This window comes from Nonomuraea sp. NPDC049695 (genome assembly GCF_040674955.1).
In the GTDB taxonomy this organism is placed as follows: Bacteria; Actinomycetota; Actinomycetes; order Streptosporangiales; family Streptosporangiaceae; genus Nonomuraea; species Nonomuraea helvata.
Genome location: NZ_JBFANV010000091.1, coordinates 24,449 through 40,563 on the forward strand (window position 1 = coordinate 24,449; position 16,115 = coordinate 40,563).

Genomic DNA, 16,115 nt, shown 5'->3' on the forward strand with positions numbered 1-16,115 from the left:
TTTGTCGGTTTACGCTCCCCCGCATGCGTGTTCAGTCCCGGGCCTTAGCGGTCCTCGTTGCGGCCGGCGTCGTCGCCGGTTCGATCGCAGCCCAGTCCTCACCCTCCGTGGCCGCGACCCCCGGAACCGTGGTCATCAGCCAGGTCTACGGCGGAGGCGGCAACTCCGGCGCCCCCTTCAGCAACGACTACGTCGAGCTGTTCAACCGCAGCGGCGCCCCCGTGTCACTGGACGGCTGGTCCGTGCAGTACACCAGCGCCGGCGGCACCGGGAACTTCGCCTCCAACAAGGCCGGCCTCTCCGGCACCCTGGCCCCCGGCCAGTACCACCTCGTGCAGCTCGCCGCCGGCACCACCCCCAGCGGCGCGCTCCCCCAGCCCGACAGCGTCGGCGCCATCAACATGAGCGGCACCGCGGGCAAGGTGGCGCTGGTCCGCTCGAGCGACGGCCTGGCCTGCAACGGCTCCTCCACCGTCTGCTCCGCCGACCAGCTCGCGCTGCTGGCCGACCTGGTCGGGTACGGCACCGCGAACTTCTCCGAGGCCTCTCCCGCTCCCGCGCTCACCAACACCACCGGCGCGTTCCGTAAGGGCGGCGGCTGCGCCGACACCGACGACAACGCCGCCGACTTCGAGGCCGCGGCCCCCGCGCCCCGCAACGGCGCCACCGCCCCGGCCCCCTGCGGCGGCGGTGACCCGTCCCCGACGCCCACGCCGACCCCCACGCCGACGGTGACGCCCACGCCCACACCCACGCCTACCGAGAGCTGCGACACCGCTCCCACGCACCAGATCTCGCAGGTGCAGGGCAGCGGCGAGACCAGCCCTGCCGACGGTCAGAACGTCCGCGTCGAGGGCGTCGTCACCGGCGCCTTCCAGGGCTCGGGCCAGTTCGGCGGCTTCTACCTTCAGGCGCCCACGCCCGACGCCGACCCGGCGACCTCCGAGGGCCTGTTCGTGTACTCCTCCTCGCCGGTCAAGCCCGGTGACCGGGTCCTCGTCTCCGGCAAGGCGATCGAGTACAACGGCCTCACCGAGATCTCGCCGGCCACCGCGGTGAACGTCTGCGGCACCGGCACGATCAAGCCGACCAGGGTGAAGCTGCCGCTCAAGAGGGGCATCACCCTCGAGCGCTACGAAGGCATGCTCGTCTCCTTCGACCGCGACCTCGCCGTCTCCGAGATCTACAACCTGGCCAGGTTCGGCGAGATCACCCTCGCCGGCGGCGCCCGGCTGTGGCAGCCCACCGACCGCAAGAAGGTCAACACCGACAAGGACGCGCGGCGCGCCATCCTGCTCGACGACGGCTCGACCGCGCAGAACCCGCCCACGCTGCCGTACCACACGGAGGGCTCGAACACCGTCCGGATCGGCGACGAGGTGAAGGACCTGACGGGCGTCCTCACGTACGGCTTCGACGCCTACCGCGTCCAGCCGACCGGACCGGTGGTCATCAAGGCCGAGAACCCCCGCCGCGCCCAGCCCGCGAAGGTCGGCGGCGACGTCCGGGTCGCCAGCCTCAACACGCTCAACTGGTTCACCACGCTCAAGTCCCGCGGCGCCACCACCGCCGCGGAGCGGGACCGCCAGCTCGCCAAGCTGGTCGCCAACATCACCACGCTCAACCCGGCCGTGGCCGGGCTGATGGAGGTCGAGCGCAACGACAACGTGGCGCTCAACACCCTGGTCGACGCGCTCAACGCCAAGGCGGGCGCCGGCACGTACAAGGCGATCACGCACCCCAACCCGGGCACCGACCTCATCCAGACCGCGCTGATCTACCAGCCGGCCAAGGTCACCCCGATCGGCGCGGCGCGGTCGTCGTCCGACCCGATCTTCAACCGGCCGCCGCTCGTGCAGACGTTCGGCAAGGCCGACGGGACCGGGAAGACCTTCACCGTGCTGGTGAACCACTTCAAGTCCAAGGGCTGCACCGACGGTGACGGGACGGCCTCGGGTGACGACGCCGACCAGGGCGACGGGCAGAGCTGCTACAACGCCAAGCGCGTCAAGCAGGCCAAGGCCGTGCTGGCCCTGATCGACAGCCTCCGGCTGAAGAACGCGCTCGTCCTCGGCGACATCAACGCCTACGGCGAGGAGGACCCGATCCACACCTTCGAGGACGGCGGGCTGACCAGCCTGAGCAAGAAGTACGTCAAGAAGGACGACCGCTACAGCTACGTGTTCGGTGGCCTGTCAGGTGAGCTCGACCACGCGCTGGCCGACAAGGGCGCGCGCAAGCTGGTGACCGGCGCCACGATCTGGCACGTCAACGCCGACGAGGGCCGGTTCATGGACTACAACACCGAGTTCAACCCGCCCTATCTGTACGCGCCCGACGCCTTCCGCTCCTCCGACCACGACCCGCTGCTGATGGGTCTGAAACTCTGAATGGACACGTGAGCCGCGCCGGAGGGGTCCCCGGCGCGGCTCACGCCCGTCGCTACGTCCTGTAGCGGTACATGATCCGTCCCCGGTTGAGGTCGTACGGGCTGAGCTCCACGAGTACCCGGTCATACGGCAGGATCTTGATGTAGTTCTTCCGTATCTTCCCGCTGATGTGCGCCAGCACCTTGTGCCCGTTTTCCAGTTCCACCCTGAAGGTGGCGTTCCGCAGACACTCGACCACGGTGCCTTCTACTTCGATGCCGTTCGATGTTCTTGGCATGTTTCTCGCACTCCTCCCTGAGGTCGTTGATGAAAGGGACGTCAGCGGAGCACCAACTCCAGGTTGCTGCCCGCACGCCGGGCGCCGATGCCCTCGAACAGCGCCATGGCTGCCCCGTTGGACTCGTTCACCTCGGCCGATGCCGTTTCGATCCCGCCGCGGTGCAGCGCGCCCAGCACGTGGGCGAGCAGCGCCCGGGCGATGCCGCGGCGCTGCCGGTCGCGCCGGACTGCGATCAGCCCGATCCGTGGCTGCCTGGTCACCGCCGCCAGCCGGACCAGTCCCACGTACTCATCGGACTGTGCCGCCGCCGCGTACTTCGACGGGTCCCGCAGGGTGGCGCCGTCCAGGCGGGGCAGCATCTCAGCCGGCATCTCCTGCCATCCGACGGTGGCCTCGACCTCGTCGCGGATCACGCGATCCAACGTGCGCAGAGGGCCCTCCTCCGCCTCGCCGACGCCGAGCAGCGTCACGCCCGACGGCGGTGGCACCGAGCCGAGGCCCGTGGCCTCCGGGTCGGTGGGCACGAGGTACTCCCACTCGCGGCGCCGGGCCGTGAAACCGGCTCGCTCCCAGTTCGACATCGAGTCGAGGTCGGTCTCGTCGACCACCGTTTGCAGCGGCTTCGGCAGGTCCGGCAGCATGGCCTCGGCGAGCCGGTCGAAGGCCGCGTCGTGCCACGCGTCGATGCTGATGAAGATCCGTCCGTCGGGCCTGCGGGAGACGTCGCCGCGGCCGACCGTCAGGTCGTCCTCCACGGCGTGCCATTGGCTCTCGGCGACCCGCGTGATCACTACGGGGCCCGAAGTGAAATGCGCAGAATTCATAGGTGTTGCCTTTCGGGAGTGCCTTGTCCAGGCGCTCCCGGCGACACCTACGTCAATCGCCCGACCGTGACGACGAGGGGAGCACCCACATCGATACAGCGTTCATGGGTCTCACCTCCTTGCGTGGTGTCACGGTGTGCGGAACGCTATCAGCCCGGATAGCGTCCCGTACAACCATTTTTCCGAATACCCGGCTCAGTTCCAGGTCATGTTGATCGTGCGTTCGAAGGTGACGTATCCGGCGCGTCGGAAGGCGTTCGCCATGGGAGTGTTGCCGAGATCCGTGGCCGCCCGGATGCGGGGGACGCCCTGCGCGGTGAGGATACGGGTGCCCTCGGCGAGGATGTCGTCGATGTAGCCGTTGCCCCGGTGCGCGGGCAGTACGGCGAGGTAGCCGATGATGGGGTTGTAGTCGTTGCGGGCCGGGGTGACGAACCCCACCGGCTCGCCGTCCGGCAGCGTCGCGACCCGCCACCAGTCCTGCGGGCTCCGGTAGTGCGCGAGTTCGTCCTCATAGTGGGTGACGGCCGCCTCGCGGGCGGACATCCGGGCCAGGTCCTCGCGGCTGTGCGCGTCGAGCGTGCCGTCCAGGACGAGGGTCATCAGGGAGAGGATCTCCTCGGTGTCGCGGACCGGCCGGAACGTCAGGCGCCCGCTCGGCTCGGGGATCGGCGTCCCGGGGCGCCACTCCAGGCGTAGTCGTTCGACGAACAGGCGAGCGCCGGTCCGTTCCAGTGCGACCATGCGGTCCCCGACGACGCGCCTGGCCGCCTCGGCCTCGCGCCAGTCGGGTGGGACGCAACGGAGGTAATCGGGCGGACAGCCGCCTGCTGGGACGACTGCGGCCATGGCGGTCCGCAGCAGCCGCACGCCGACGTCCACGCGGTCACGATCCGCGCCGCTGTCGTCGATGTCGAAAACGTCCAAGAGGAACGGCGTGTCGTCTCCGCTCCGGCCCCACCAGGCGGCCCTGGCCAGCAGGCGGTCGCCGCGGAGTGCGACCCACATCCATGGCGGACGGCGGCGGCCGGCGGCGAGGTCGTCCGCCAGTTCCTCGTTGAGGACATAGGGCAGCCGGGAGAAAAGGGGGAGTTCTTCGCGCCCGGTGATCGGGCGGATGGTCAGGTCGTTCTGTTCCACGGTCAAGGCACGCTCCAGCTGTCGGCGGGAGGTCCGGCTGCAAGGTCTATCTGATCAACGTCCCTCGCGCAAACCGCCGGCCGCCTACCAAGCGCTCGCCTGAGACTTCCTCGTAACAACCTGGTAACAGGGTCTTTTCCTCGCTAATGTGAGCGGTCACACTCAGGCCCAAGGAAATGTGACCGGTCACATCCATGCACCTCCACGTCCCCCCAAGGGCGCGAAAACGCGCAAGCACGCAAGGAGGTAGTCCCGTCATGAGGAGGAAAAATGCCTGGTCAGCGGTGCTGGCGGTGGTCCTGGTGACCGCTGTCACGCCTGCCGCTCCCGCCCAGGCCGCGTCCCAGCTCGTCGTCGACCTCGCCGCCCAGACCGGCGCCCTGCGCTACGGCGCCACCGGCTTCCTGTACGGGCTCGGCGACGAGGGCATCCCGAACGAGACCATGCTGGCCGCCCTCAAGCCCCAGGTCACCGCCCAGAAGGCCCCCGACGGCCTGCAGCACCCGAACGGTGACGCGCTCAAGGTCGCCCCCATGTTCAAGCGCGCGGGCGGCCGCGACATCCAGATCTACATGCAGGATGTCTACAAGCAGTGGCCGTACGAGAACCTCGGCATCAACGACTACCTGGCCAAGGTCGACACCATGGTCAGGAAGGTCGTCGCCGACCCGTACCGCACCTCCTACGTGTACGTCCCGTTCAACGAGCCCGACCAGATCTGGTACGGCGGCAACCTGACCGGCTTCATGAACGACTACAGGACCGTCTACCGCCGGATCCGCTCCATCGACCCCGGCGCCCGCATCGCCGGCCCCAACTTCGCGAGCTACCGCTCGGCCGACCTGCGCACGTTCCTGCAGTTCGCGCGGGACAACAGCGTGCTGCCTGACGTCACCACGTGGCACGAGCTGGGCAACGACTTCTTCACGAGCTGGAACGCGCACTACTCCGACTACCGGGCGATCGAGTCGAGCCTCGGCATCTCCCCCAGAAGCATCACGATCAACGAGTACGGCCGGTCGTCGGGCGACCTGGGCGTGCCGGGCAATCTGGTGCAGTTCGTGGCCAAGTTCGAGAACAGCAAGGTCGACGGCTGCCTGGCGTACTGGACGACGGCCGGCGGGCTGAACGACCTGGTCACCAGGAACAACCAGGCGACCGGCGGCTGGTGGCTGTACAAGTGGTACGGCGAGCTGACCGGCGGCACCGTGGCCGTCACCCCGCCGGCGGCGGGCGGCTCGCTCCAGGGGCTGGCCGCGTTCGACCAGGCCAAGAAGCAGGCCAGGGTGATCTTCGGCGGGAACAACCCGGCGAGCGGCACATACGACACGAACCTGGTCGTCAAGGGCATCCCGAGCACGCTGGGCACCCCGGTCCACGCCACCGTCTGGGGCGTGGACGACACCGGGCTGAACCCCTCCCCCGGCCCGTACAAGGTCACCGAGGCGGACTTCACCCCCGCGAGCGGCCAGGTCACGATCCCGCTCACGGGGCTCAAGGGCTCCTCGGCCTACCACGTGGTCGTGACCCCGGCCAAGGGCGCGACCAGCGGCTCCCGCTATGAGGCGGAGTTCGCCGACTTGTCGGGCTCGATCACGTACGGCCAGGTCTCCTCCGTGGACGGGAGCACCAGGTTCGTGGTCACGGCCCCCACGGACGGCTACTACAACGTCGGCCTGCGCTACTCGGCCCCGGCCTCCCGCACGGTCAGGCTCCGGCTCAACGGCTCCGACCTGACCGACGTGACCCTGCCCGCCACCACGGGCTGGAACACGGTCACCGCCAAGGTGTTCCTGACCGCGGGCATCAACCGCCTGGAGGTGGGCGCGGCCCAGCTCGACTACATCGACGTGGCGTCGTCCTCGGGCACGATCACCGCATACGAGGCCGAGTCCGGCGCCAACACGCTGGGCGGCGCCGCCAGGGTGTCGTCCAACTCGGCCGCCTCGGGCGGCGGCTACATCGGCTACATCGGCGCCGGCGCGGCCAACACGCTGCGCTTCAACAACGTCACCGTCCCGTCGGCCGGCCGCTACCGCATGGTCGTCACGTACGCCAACGGCGAGCTGGGCGAGGGCGCGAGCAACTACAACACCAACATCGTCGACCGCTACGCCGACATCTCGGTCAACGGCGGCTCGACCGTCCGGCACTACTTCCGCAACACGCTGGGCTGGTCGAACTACCGCACCACGGTGGTGGACGTCACGCTGGCCGCCGGAGCGAACACGATCACGTTCGGCAACGCCTCCACCCGCTACGCACCCGACGTCGACCGCATCCAGATCGCCGCACCACTCGGCTAGAGCAAGCACCGCTCAGCAAGAACCAGCAAGGGAGATCCATGAACACCAGCGTCGTCTGGGGCCACCCGAGCCTTCGGGTCGTGCTCGACGTCTCACCCGACGGCCCGGTCGGCGTGCGGTCGCTGTCACGCGGCGACACCGCCACCGCGCACCGGCCCCGGGCGACGCAGCCGCTGGTGGAGCTGCTGCTCCCCGGCACCGGACGGGCGCACTCCTCGCACCGCTTCTCCCAGACGGCCGTCGGCCGGCGCCTCGCCTACCTGGGCTGCGACCAGAGCACGGACGGGCCGTGGCACCTCCTGCGGGTGCACCTGCACGACGCCGAGAGCGGGCTGGACGCCGAGGTGTTCCTCCGCTCGGCGGACGGGGTCGCCGCGTTCCAGGCGTGGACGCGGGTGACCAACCGCGGCCAGGCTCCGGCGCTGCTGCTGGGCGTCACGTCGTTCGCCGCCGCCTTCGCCGGCTCGGTGGACTCCTCCGACGTGGTGCGGGCCGACAGCGAGTGGCTGGGCGAGAGCCGCTGGGTCCGCGAGCCGCTGCGCGCGCAGGCCGTACCCGATCTGCGCCTGTCCCTGCACGGGCAGGACGGCCGCGGCAGGCTCGCGGTCGTCGGGAAGGGCACCTGGTCGACCGGCGGGCACCTGCCCACGGGCGGCCTGATCGACCGCGACAGCGGGCAGGCGTGGCTGTGGCAGATCGAGCAGAACGGCCCCTGGCGCTGGGAGGTCGGCGAGCGCCTCGACGGCCCGTACGTCGCGCTGCTGGGGCCGACCGACATCGACCACCAGTGGCAGCATCGGCTCGCGCCGGGCGAGTCGTTCACCACGGTGCCGGTGTCGGTCGCGGTGTCCGGCGAGGGCCTGGAGGGGGCGGCCGCGGCGCTGACCGCGCACCGGCGGGCGATCGTCCAGCCGCATCCCGACCGGGAGCGGCTGCCGGTGGTCTTCAACGACTACATGAACACGCTGTCGGGCGACCCGACCACGGCCAAGCTGCTGCCGCTGATCGACGCCGCCGCGGCCGCGGGAGCCGAGGTGTTCTGCGTGGACGCCGGCTGGTACGACGAGGACGGCTTCTGGTGGGACAGCGTCGGCGAGTGGCAGCCGTCGCAGACGCGCTTCCCGCGCGGCATCGAGGAGGTGCTCGGCCGCATCCGGGAGCACGGCATGGTGCCGGGCCTGTGGCTGGAGCCCGAGGTGATCGGGGTACGCAGCCCCATGGCGGACAAGCTGCCGCCGGAGGCGTTCCTGCAGCGCGGCGGCGTGCGCCTGGTCGAGAACGGCCGCTACCACCTCGACCTGCGCCATCCCCGCGCGGTCGCGCACCTGGACCAGGTCGTGGACCGGCTGGTGGAGGAGCTGGGCGTCGGCTACTTCAAGCTCGACTACAACATCGACCCGGGCGCGGGCACCGACCTGGACGCCGACAGCGCCGGCGACGGCCTGCTGGCCTGCAACCGGGCCCACCTGGCCTGGCTGGAGGGCGTGCTCGAGCGCCACCCCGGGCTCACCCTGGAGAACTGCGCGTCGGGCGCCATGCGCATGGACTACGCGATGCTCTCCAGGCTGCACCTGCAGTCCACCAGCGACCAGCAGGACTTCCGGCTCTACCCGCCGATCGCGGTGGCGGCGCCGATGTCGGTGCTGCCGGAGCAGTCGGCGAGCTGGGCGTACCCGCAGCCCGACATGTCGGACGAGGAGATCGCTTTCACGCTCTGCACCGGCATGCTGGGGCGGCTCTACCTGTCCGGCCACCTGGACGGGATGAGCTCCGCGCAGCTCGACTCGGTCCGCGACGCCGTACGCGTCCACAAGGAGATCCGCGCGGACCTGGCCCGCGCGACGCCGCTGTGGCCGCTCGGGCTGCCGCGCTGGGACGACGGCGCGCTCGCGCTGGGACTACGTGCCGGCGACACCACATACGCTGGCGTCTGGCGGCGGGACGACGCGTGGTCCGTACGGCTCGACCTGCCCCACCTGGCGGGCCATGCGGTCGAGATCGACGTCCTTTACCCGCGGCATCTGCCGGACTGGGATCACGACTGGGAGCCCGGCCCTGGCGTGTTGACGCTCACGTCCCGTGGCGAGGAGCCCCTCTCCGCCCGGATCTTCCGCATCCGCACCGCCTCATGAAAGAGATCACCATGAAGATGAAATGGACGGCCGCCGCCGCCGCGGCGACGCTCACGCTCGGGCTCGCCGCGTGCAGCGACCCTTCGGTCGAGACCTCCTCCTCCACCTCGGCCGCCCCCGCCACCTGGGCCGACCCGTCCGCGAAGCTCGACGGCGTCAAGCTGACGATCTGGGCCGCGCAGAACAGCAACACCGTGCCCAAGGCGGTCATCGCCGGGTTCCAGAAGGCGACGGGCGCGACGGTCGAGGTCGTGACCATCCCGGACCCGTACGAGCAGGGCATCCAGACCAAGGTCGCCACCGGCGACAAGCCGGACCTGGCGTTCTGGCAGCCGACGGCGTCCATGCTGACCGCGATCAACGCCAAGGCCAACCTCCAGCCGCTGAACGACGCGCCGTGGCTGCCGCAGCTGTCGCCGGATCTGAAGGACATCACCGGCATCCTGGACGGCACCCGGTACGCGGCCCTCGTCACGAGCCCCGCGGTCGAAGGCGTCTACTACAACAAGGAGGTCTTCGCCGCCAACAAGATCACCGGCACGCCGAGGAACTTCGACGAGATGGTGAAGCTGGCGCGCACGCTCAAGGGCAAGGGCGTCACCCCGTTCTTCGAGATGGCCGGCGACAAGTGGGCGACCCAGTGGTGGGTGCAGGTCCAGCTCGCCGACGCGGCCAAGGACGGCCTGTGGGAGCGGATCAACACCGGCAAGGAGAAGTTCACCGACCCGACCGTGGTCGGGGCGATCAAGACGTACAAGTCGCTGATCGACGAGGGGCTGTTCAACTCCGACATCAAGACGGCGAAGTTCGAGGACCAGGGCGCGGCGCTGCTGGCCGGCAAGGCCGCCATGGTCGTGCAGGTGAACTCGTTCTTCGGGCAGTTGCAGGCCTCGGCGGACACCGCGACGCTGAACAAGAAGATCGGCTTCTTCCCGATCTCGCCGTCGGGGAACGTCGGCACGTTCATCCCCGACCAGTCCAACGCGCTGGTGGCGTTCAAGACCGGTGACGCCAAGCGGGAGGCCGCGGCGCGGCAGCTGCTGGCGTACTGGATGGGGCCCGGCTACAAGGACTTCGTCGCCGACCGCAACACCGTCTCCCTGGAGCCGTCTGTGCCCAGCCCGGCGGGCGTGCCGCAGGCGCTGCTCGACGTGCACGCCTCGCTGCCCACCGCCGTCGGGTCCATGCAGGCGCTCGCGGTGGCCAACCCCGACCTGTACCTGAACCTGGCCGACATGATCAACGGGACCCTGACGCCCGAGAAGGTCGCCTCGGCCACGCAGGACCAGTTCGCCCAGCTCGCCAAGGCGGCCGGGGCGAGCGGTTTCTGAGGAGTCCTCACGTGCTGACCACCACCCCCGCGCGGCAGACCGCGCCCCGGCGCACCACCACCCGCGGACGCCCGATCGTCCGCCGGCGCACGCACCCCATGTGGTTCATGGCCCCGGCGTTCGCCATCCTGCTGGTGTTCTTCTTCCTGCCGACGCTGTTCAACTTCGTCTACGCCTTCACCGACTGGTCGGGCTTCAAGAGCTCGATCCGTCCGGTGGGGCTGGAGAACTTCACCGACCTGGCCTCCAACGGCACGCTGTTCCGGTCGCTGCGGGTCACGGTGGTGTACGCGGTGCTGGTGGCGCTCTTCCAGAACGCGTTCGGCTTCGGCCTGGCCGTGCTGCTCGAGCGCGACACCCTGGTCAACCGGGTGGCCAGGGTGTTCTTCCTCATCCCCGTGCTGATGTCCGCGCTGGCCGTCGGCTACATCTTCCAGGCGCTGCTCAAGCCCACCGGCGGCCTGAACCGGCTGCTCGGGATCGACTACGCCTGGCTCGGCGACACCACCTGGACGATCGTGGTGGTCGCGCTGATCCACGCGTGGAAGTGGATGGGGCTGTCGATGCTCATCTACCTGGCCGGGCTGAAGACCGTCCCTGAGGACATCGTGGAGGCCGCCCACATCGACGGGGCGTCGCGGTGGCGTACGTTCTGGACGGTCCGCTTCCCGCTGCTGGCGCCCGCGATCACGTTCAACGTTGCCACGGCGCTGCTGGGCTCGATGAACGGGTTCGACGTCGCCCAGGCCACCACCGGCGGCGGCCCCGCCCGTACGACGGAGATCCTCAACATCTTCATCTACCGCACCTTCGGGCAAGGGCTGTTCGCGCAGGCCACGACGATGAGCCTGGTGCTGTTCCTGCTGGTGGCCCTCATGGCCTTCCCCGTCATCTACGTCCTGCGCAAGCGGGAGGAGGTCCTGTGAACGGCTTGAGCGACGCTAGCGTTTGGAGGCGGTTGCAGCCGGCCGTCGCGCTCGTCCTCGTGGCGGCGTCCATCGGCATCCCGCTCTGGCTGGTGGTGGTGACGGCCGGCAAGTCGCAGGGCGAGGCGCTCCAGCCGGACCTGTCGCTGCCGTCCCAGTGGCACCTGCTGGAGAACCTGGGCCAGGTGTGGGCCGACGGCAAGGTGCTGCAGGCGACGCTGGGCAGCCTGCTCGTCGTGGTGCCGTCGGTGGTGGGGGTGCTGCTGTTCGGGTCGATGGCGGCCTGGATCCTGGCCCGGCGCGCCTCGCGGCTCAACTCCGTGCTGTACGCGCTGGCGATCAGCGGGATCGTGCTGCCGCCCGCCGTCGTCACCGTCGTCCTGCTGCTGCGCCAGCTCGGCCTGGCCGGGACCGCGGTCGGGATGATCGGCGTCTACATGGGCATCTACCTGTCCACGGTGATCTTTTTCGTCACCGGCTTCGTGCGTACCATCCCCGACTCGCTCGAGGAGGCGGCGCAGCTCGACGGCGCGAGCCCGCTCAGGGTCTTCTGGCTGGTCGTGCTCCCGCTGCTGCGCCCGGTGCTGGCCACGGCCACCATCCTGGTCTGCCTGTACGTCTGGAACGACGTCTTCTACGCCTTCTTCGTCATCGGCGGGCGGCTGGACACGCTCCCGCTCAACCTCTTCCGCGTGGCCAGTGCCGGGCTCTATCTCAACAACTGGCATCTGATCTTCGCGTACGTGATCCTGATGAGCCTGCCGCTGGTCGTGGTCTTCGCCGTGGCCCAACGGAAGATCATCTCGGGCATCACCAGCGGCGCCGTCAAGTAGTGTGGAAGGGGCTCAGCGACCGGAGCCGTTCGCCCTCTGCGGTCGCATCAGGTCGAGGTCCTCGCCCCATGCGTCCAGGACCGCACCGTGCCCGGAGCGCCGGGCCACCGCCTCGACCTGGGCGAAGAGGCGCCGCTGCACGGACGTATCCCCCGTTCGCGAGATGCGGTCCATTGCGTCCAGCAGCATGCCGGTGTCCCAGCCGGGCAGCGGGTATCGGGCAAGCTCCCATTCCAGGTACTTGTTGTAGGGGCGGGGACGGCGGTCGAGGGCGAAGAGCAGCTCCAGCAGGAACCGGATGCTGTCGGCGGCGTCGAGGCGGGCGGCGAGCGCGTGCCCGTCGCGGTCGTTCTTGACGGAGCGGTACAGGGAGTTGGCATAGGCGTCGAGCCATTCACCGGCGTCCCTGAACGCCTCATCGGCGTCGAGCCGTGCCTTGGCGGCCAGGATCCGGGCGATGTCTCCGTCGAGCCGATCGAGCACGACCCTGGCGCGGGCGAGGGCGTAGCGCTCGAAGCCGGGCATCCCGGCCGCGCGGAACTCGGCGAGGCGGATGATGACGAGGTCGAGCTCGAGCGTGCGGTGGCCGGTGAACCGGGTGAGATCCGTGGTCGCGCTGTCGGCGAGGACGACGTAGAGGTCGTGGTCGGAGTGCTCGGTGATCATGTCGTGGGCGTGGGAGCCCTTGAGGACGAGACCGACGACGGCGGGGTCGGCGGTGGCGAGCTCGACGAACGTGTCGTAGGTGGGGGGCTGCTGAGCGGGCATCGTGCGATCTCCGGTGGGATGGTGACGGTTACGACCGCGTCTGCGGCCTGTTCTTCGCCTTCCACGAAGTGGACGGGCAGACCGAATGGCGGGTCCGCGACGGTGAGGTCGTCATCAGTCCGCCCCCGCCACGCTACGACTACCTCTGGAAATAGCCGCCACGGCGGGAGCGAGGCGACGGCTACCCCAGCGCGAAGACCGCCGAGCTGGTGTTCATCTCGCCCTCTCGTACGGCGCCCACCGCCCATACCTCCTTGGTCCCGGGGATGCGGACCAGGTCCCGTAGTTCGACCCTCTTCCCACCCGCCTGCGGCGTACGGACCGACCAGCGGCCGGCGGCGGAGCGGGACAGGATCGCTGACGAGACGTCCTCGCCTGGACGATCGGCGATGACGTGGATGCCGCCCGCTCCGTCGGAGGCCGCCGCGCGGAGACGCCATACGCGGAGTTCCGGCAGCGCGACACGGGACCAGGCCCTTCCGTCGAAGTGCGCGGCGAGCGGGATGGCGCCCTGCTCGGGGAGGTCGTCCGGGAGGCGCTCGGCGAAGAGCCACACGTCGTTCTCGCTCACCGCGAGCACGTCCGTCAGCTCGAGGAGCCGATGGTCCGTGTCGGCGGGCATCGCGGAGCCCAGTGCGACTTTCTTCCACGAGCGGCCGTCGAAGTGGGACAGGGTGTCCGGGCCGGTGATCCCCCAGGCGTCGGCGCCCGACACCACGCTGACCACGTACGGCGCCGGCCGGACGGGGCTCACCGTCCGCCATGCGTACCCGTTCCAGAACTTGGTGCGCGTGCCATAACCCCAGACGTGATGGCGTCCGAGCACTACCGCGCCGGAGATGTCCCGTTGGCCGGTGTCCTTCCAGCGGGTCCCGTCGAAGTGCAGTGCGTAGTATGTGCCGACGTCGTTGCTGGTGAAGGCCCACACGTCGGCGGACGAGGACGCGCCCACCGCGCTGACATTGCCGTAGATGTGGCCCGGGAGCCTGGCGGTCCGCCACGCCGACCCGTCCCAGTGCTGGGCCACCGGGTGAGCGCCGCCATCCCCGCATTCGTCGTCGACGGCGTCGGTATGGCCGAACGCCCAGACGTCGTCATGGCTCACCGCGACGATGTGCGTCATGGCATCGCAGCCGCCGTAGTCGTGGATCCGGATCGGTTGCCAGCTCGGCGGATCCGCCGGGACCGGGCCCGCCGCCACGAGGAGCGAAAGGAGCACCTTGCTCAGCATCGGCCCATTATGCGGGTGCCACGCTCAGGCGTCGCCGGCCCGGGCCGCGGCGAGGGTGCGGACGGTCGCCACCACGGCGTCGCGACGCCGGGCGAGGACCGCCTTGTCGTCCTGTTCGTCGAGCACGAGGCGGCACAGCTGGGGGACGGCGAAGTTCCAGGCGACCAGGCCGAGCAGGGTGAACATCCAGTCCTGGGCGGCGCGAGTGCGCTCCGGCTCGTCCAGCCCTGCGCCGACGCCCGCATCGACGAGGTCCCGTACGTTGTCCCGATAGTCCGCACGGCGTTCGTCCTCGCCCTGGACGGGACCCGCGCCGGATTCCAGCGCCTCCCACAGCAGCAGCCTGATCAGCTCCGGATGGTCCTGGTACCAGTCGAACAACTGCCCCACGGACTCCGCAACCGCGCCGGGGTCGAGGGCGCCGGAGTGGCAGACCTCGTCGACCTTGGCCCGCACCACGGCGCCGAACAGCTTGTCCTTACCGCCGAAGTACAGGTAGATCGCCTGCTTGTTGGCCTTGGCGGCGGTGGCGATGCGCTCGACCCGGGCCCCGGCCAGCCCGTGCGCGGCGAACTCGGCGGCGGCGGCCTGGAAGATCCGCCGGCGGGTGGCCTCCGCGTCATAGCTCATGAACTCGATTAAACCATCCAGTTGACTTTCTGGGCGACAGTCGCTTTGATCTAAACCAACCAGATGGTTTATTTCTGAGGAGACATCATGTCCGCGACCACCATCGCTCCCGTGCCGGTCCGCTCCCCGCTGCCCACCGGCCTCGCCGGCTCCACCGTCGTCGTCATCGGCGGCAGCTCGGGCATCGGCCTGGCGGCCGGCGTGCTGCTCGCCGGCGTGGGCGCCCGCGTCGTCCTGGTCGGGCGCGATCAGAGCAGGTTGACGGCGGCCGTGGGCCGCGTACGCGATGCGGCGGCGCGGGCGGAAGGTGACGGCGTCGCTCGCGCGGGAGCCGGGGCGGGCGAGTCCGCCGGGCGCCACGCCGACTCGGTGTTCGGCATGTCCGCCGACGGCACGGATGAGGACGCCCTGGCGGAGATCTTCGACCAGGCGGGCCCGGTCGACCATGTGCTCGTGACGGCCGGCGGCATCGGCGGCGCCGGACCGCTGACCGAGCTCTCGGCCGGCGACCTGCGTTCCGTCCTGGACACCCGGGTCTGGGGCGCCTTCGCCGCCGCCCGTGTGGCGGCGGCCCGGCTGCCCGGGGGCGGTTCCATCACCTTCAGCTCCGGCACTTACGCGATCCGCCCGATCCCCGGGATGACCGGCCCGCTGGCGGCCATCGGCGCCGTCGAGACCTTCACCAAGGCGCTCGCCGTCGAGCTGGCGCCGAGGCGCCTTCGGGTGAACACCGTCCGCTTCGGCAGCTTCGACACGCCGCTGCTGCGCACGGTGGCCGGGCTCGGCAGCGACGCCGCGATCGCCAAGGCCGGGGAGAGCACCCCGCTCGGACGCTACGGCACCGCCGAGGAGGCCGCCGCATCCGCCCTGTTCCTGATGGCCAACAACTACGTCACCGGCCAGGTGATCACCGTGGACGGCGGGCAGAGCCTGGCGTGAGGCGGACGTCTCATCCGGCCTTCGAGCCGCGCCGGAAGAGGCCCAGCGACGGGAGCCGCTCGATCGCATGCCCGACCTGGTAGTACAGCCGCGGCGGGACGTGCGGCAGCACCCGCGAATGCCGCTTGCCCAGCAGCGTGAACATCTCCAGCGGCGAGAGGTCCATGTAGCGCGGGAGGTTCTCGTACCACTGGGCGCTGTTGCGGGCCGCGCGTTGGATGCGTCTGATCTCGGCTCTGCGCCGCCGGTCGTAGCGGGCCAGGGCGGACTCCAGCCGGGTGTCTTGATACAGGGAGTGGGCGAGGAAGGCGGCGTCTCCGAGGGCGAGGGCGGTGCCCGCGCCGATGGAGTAGTGGGTGGTGTGTGCGGCGTCGCCGACGAGGGC

Annotated in this window: 13 protein-coding genes and 1 pseudogene; 7 read left to right on the forward strand and 7 right to left on the reverse strand. The window is 70.0% G+C overall.

What is annotated here, in order from left to right; all coding sequences use genetic code 11:
• The first annotated feature begins 23 nt into the window (after window positions 1–23).
• Window positions 24–2,390 carry an ExeM/NucH family extracellular endonuclease gene (locus tag AB0J64_RS46240; RefSeq protein ID WP_364042399.1) on the forward strand — a complete coding sequence of 789 codons (2,367 nt, stop codon included), beginning with the start codon at window positions 24–26 and terminating at the stop codon, window positions 2,388–2,390.
• Window positions 2,391–2,442: 52 nt separating this feature from the next.
• Here the strand turns inward: AB0J64_RS46240 and infA are convergent, their stop codons facing one another.
• The 3 genes from infA to AB0J64_RS46255 all read right to left on the reverse strand — a co-directional run bounded on the left by infA (window position 2,443) and on the right by AB0J64_RS46255 (window position 4,640).
• Window positions 2,443–2,667 (reverse strand): translation initiation factor IF-1, encoded by a 225-nt coding sequence (infA, locus tag AB0J64_RS46245; RefSeq protein ID WP_364042401.1) that lies wholly within the window; start codon window positions 2,665–2,667, stop codon window positions 2,443–2,445.
• 41 nt (window positions 2,668–2,708) lie between these two features.
• Window positions 2,709–3,494 (reverse strand): GNAT family N-acetyltransferase, encoded by a 786-nt coding sequence (locus AB0J64_RS46250; RefSeq protein WP_364042403.1) that lies wholly within the window; start codon window positions 3,492–3,494, stop codon window positions 2,709–2,711.
• A 195-nt stretch (window positions 3,495–3,689) separates the two neighbouring features.
• Complete coding sequence (locus tag AB0J64_RS46255) at window positions 3,690–4,640, reverse strand: GNAT family N-acetyltransferase (protein WP_364042405.1); 951 nt, start codon at window positions 4,638–4,640, stop codon at window positions 3,690–3,692.
• Window positions 4,641–4,891: 251 nt separating this feature from the next.
• Between AB0J64_RS46255 and AB0J64_RS46260 the strand changes: the two genes are divergently transcribed.
• Genes AB0J64_RS46260 through AB0J64_RS46280 form a run of 5 tightly spaced genes read left to right on the forward strand, consistent with a single transcriptional unit; the run spans window position 4,892 to window position 12,162 of the window.
• Window positions 4,892–6,940: a CBM35 domain-containing protein gene (locus AB0J64_RS46260; RefSeq protein ID WP_364042407.1), complete on the forward strand. Its 2,049-nt coding sequence runs from the start codon at window positions 4,892–4,894 to the stop codon at window positions 6,938–6,940.
• A 38-nt stretch (window positions 6,941–6,978) separates the two neighbouring features.
• Window positions 6,979–9,072: a glycoside hydrolase family 36 protein gene (locus AB0J64_RS46265; protein ID WP_364042409.1), complete on the forward strand. Its 2,094-nt coding sequence runs from the start codon at window positions 6,979–6,981 to the stop codon at window positions 9,070–9,072.
• 11 nt (window positions 9,073–9,083) lie between these two features.
• Window positions 9,084–10,403 (forward strand): ABC transporter substrate-binding protein, encoded by a 1,320-nt coding sequence (locus AB0J64_RS46270; protein WP_364042411.1) that lies wholly within the window; start codon window positions 9,084–9,086, stop codon window positions 10,401–10,403.
• Window positions 10,404–10,414: 11 nt separating this feature from the next.
• Entirely contained in the window at window positions 10,415–11,329 is a 915-nt protein-coding gene (locus AB0J64_RS46275; RefSeq protein WP_364042413.1) for a sugar ABC transporter permease, read from the forward strand.
• Between the two features lie 32 nt (window positions 11,330–11,361).
• Window positions 11,362–12,162, forward strand: coding sequence for a carbohydrate ABC transporter permease (locus tag AB0J64_RS46280; RefSeq protein ID WP_364042415.1), 801 nt, complete (start codon window positions 11,362–11,364; stop codon window positions 12,160–12,162).
• A gap of 12 nt (window positions 12,163–12,174) precedes the next feature.
• Here AB0J64_RS46280 and AB0J64_RS46285 read toward each other — a convergent pair whose 3' ends face one another.
• From AB0J64_RS46285 to AB0J64_RS46295, 3 genes are all read right to left on the reverse strand, one after another.
• Window positions 12,175–12,930, reverse strand: a complete 756-nt coding sequence (locus tag AB0J64_RS46285) for a hypothetical protein (RefSeq protein ID WP_364042417.1) — start codon at window positions 12,928–12,930, stop codon at window positions 12,175–12,177.
• 181 nt (window positions 12,931–13,111) lie between these two features.
• Entirely contained in the window at window positions 13,112–14,161 is a 1,050-nt protein-coding gene (locus AB0J64_RS46290) for a hypothetical protein (protein ID WP_364042419.1), read from the reverse strand.
• 24 nt (window positions 14,162–14,185) lie between these two features.
• Window positions 14,186–14,791 (reverse strand): TetR family transcriptional regulator, encoded by a 606-nt coding sequence (locus AB0J64_RS46295; protein WP_364042421.1) that lies wholly within the window; start codon window positions 14,789–14,791, stop codon window positions 14,186–14,188.
• Between the two features lie 87 nt (window positions 14,792–14,878).
• Here AB0J64_RS46295 and AB0J64_RS46300 point away from each other — a divergent pair, with 87 nt between their 5' ends.
• Entirely contained in the window at window positions 14,879–15,730 is an 852-nt protein-coding gene (locus AB0J64_RS46300; RefSeq protein ID WP_364042423.1) for an SDR family oxidoreductase, read from the forward strand.
• 10 nt (window positions 15,731–15,740) lie between these two features.
• Here the strand turns inward: AB0J64_RS46300 and AB0J64_RS46305 are convergent.
• A pseudogene (locus AB0J64_RS46305) lies at window positions 15,741–16,115 on the reverse strand (FAD-binding monooxygenase); the annotation flags it as partial.

Excerpts from the sequence above, each read along its gene's own strand:
- AB0J64_RS46265 (WP_364042409.1), top strand. The coding sequence starts at position 6,979 with ATGAACACCAGCGTCGTCTGGGGCCACCCGAGCCTTCGGGTCGTGCTC.
- AB0J64_RS46270 (WP_364042411.1), top strand. The coding sequence starts at position 9,084 with ATGAAGATGAAATGGACGGCCGCCGCCGCCGCGGCGACGCTCACGCTC.
- AB0J64_RS46240 (WP_364042399.1), top strand. The coding sequence starts at position 24 with ATGCGTGTTCAGTCCCGGGCCTTAGCGGTCCTCGTTGCGGCCGGCGTC.
- AB0J64_RS46285 (WP_364042417.1), bottom strand. The coding sequence starts at position 12,930 with ATGCCCGCTCAGCAGCCCCCCACCTACGACACGTTCGTCGAGCTCGCC.
- infA (WP_364042401.1), bottom strand. The coding sequence starts at position 2,667 with ATGCCAAGAACATCGAACGGCATCGAAGTAGAAGGCACCGTGGTCGAG.
- AB0J64_RS46290 (WP_364042419.1), bottom strand. The coding sequence starts at position 14,161 with ATGCTGAGCAAGGTGCTCCTTTCGCTCCTCGTGGCGGCGGGCCCGGTC.
- AB0J64_RS46260 (WP_364042407.1), top strand. The coding sequence starts at position 4,892 with ATGAGGAGGAAAAATGCCTGGTCAGCGGTGCTGGCGGTGGTCCTGGTG.
- AB0J64_RS46295 (WP_364042421.1), bottom strand. The coding sequence starts at position 14,791 with ATGAGCTATGACGCGGAGGCCACCCGCCGGCGGATCTTCCAGGCCGCC.
- AB0J64_RS46300 (WP_364042423.1), top strand. The coding sequence starts at position 14,879 with ATGTCCGCGACCACCATCGCTCCCGTGCCGGTCCGCTCCCCGCTGCCC.
- AB0J64_RS46250 (WP_364042403.1), bottom strand. The coding sequence starts at position 3,494 with ATGAATTCTGCGCATTTCACTTCGGGCCCCGTAGTGATCACGCGGGTC.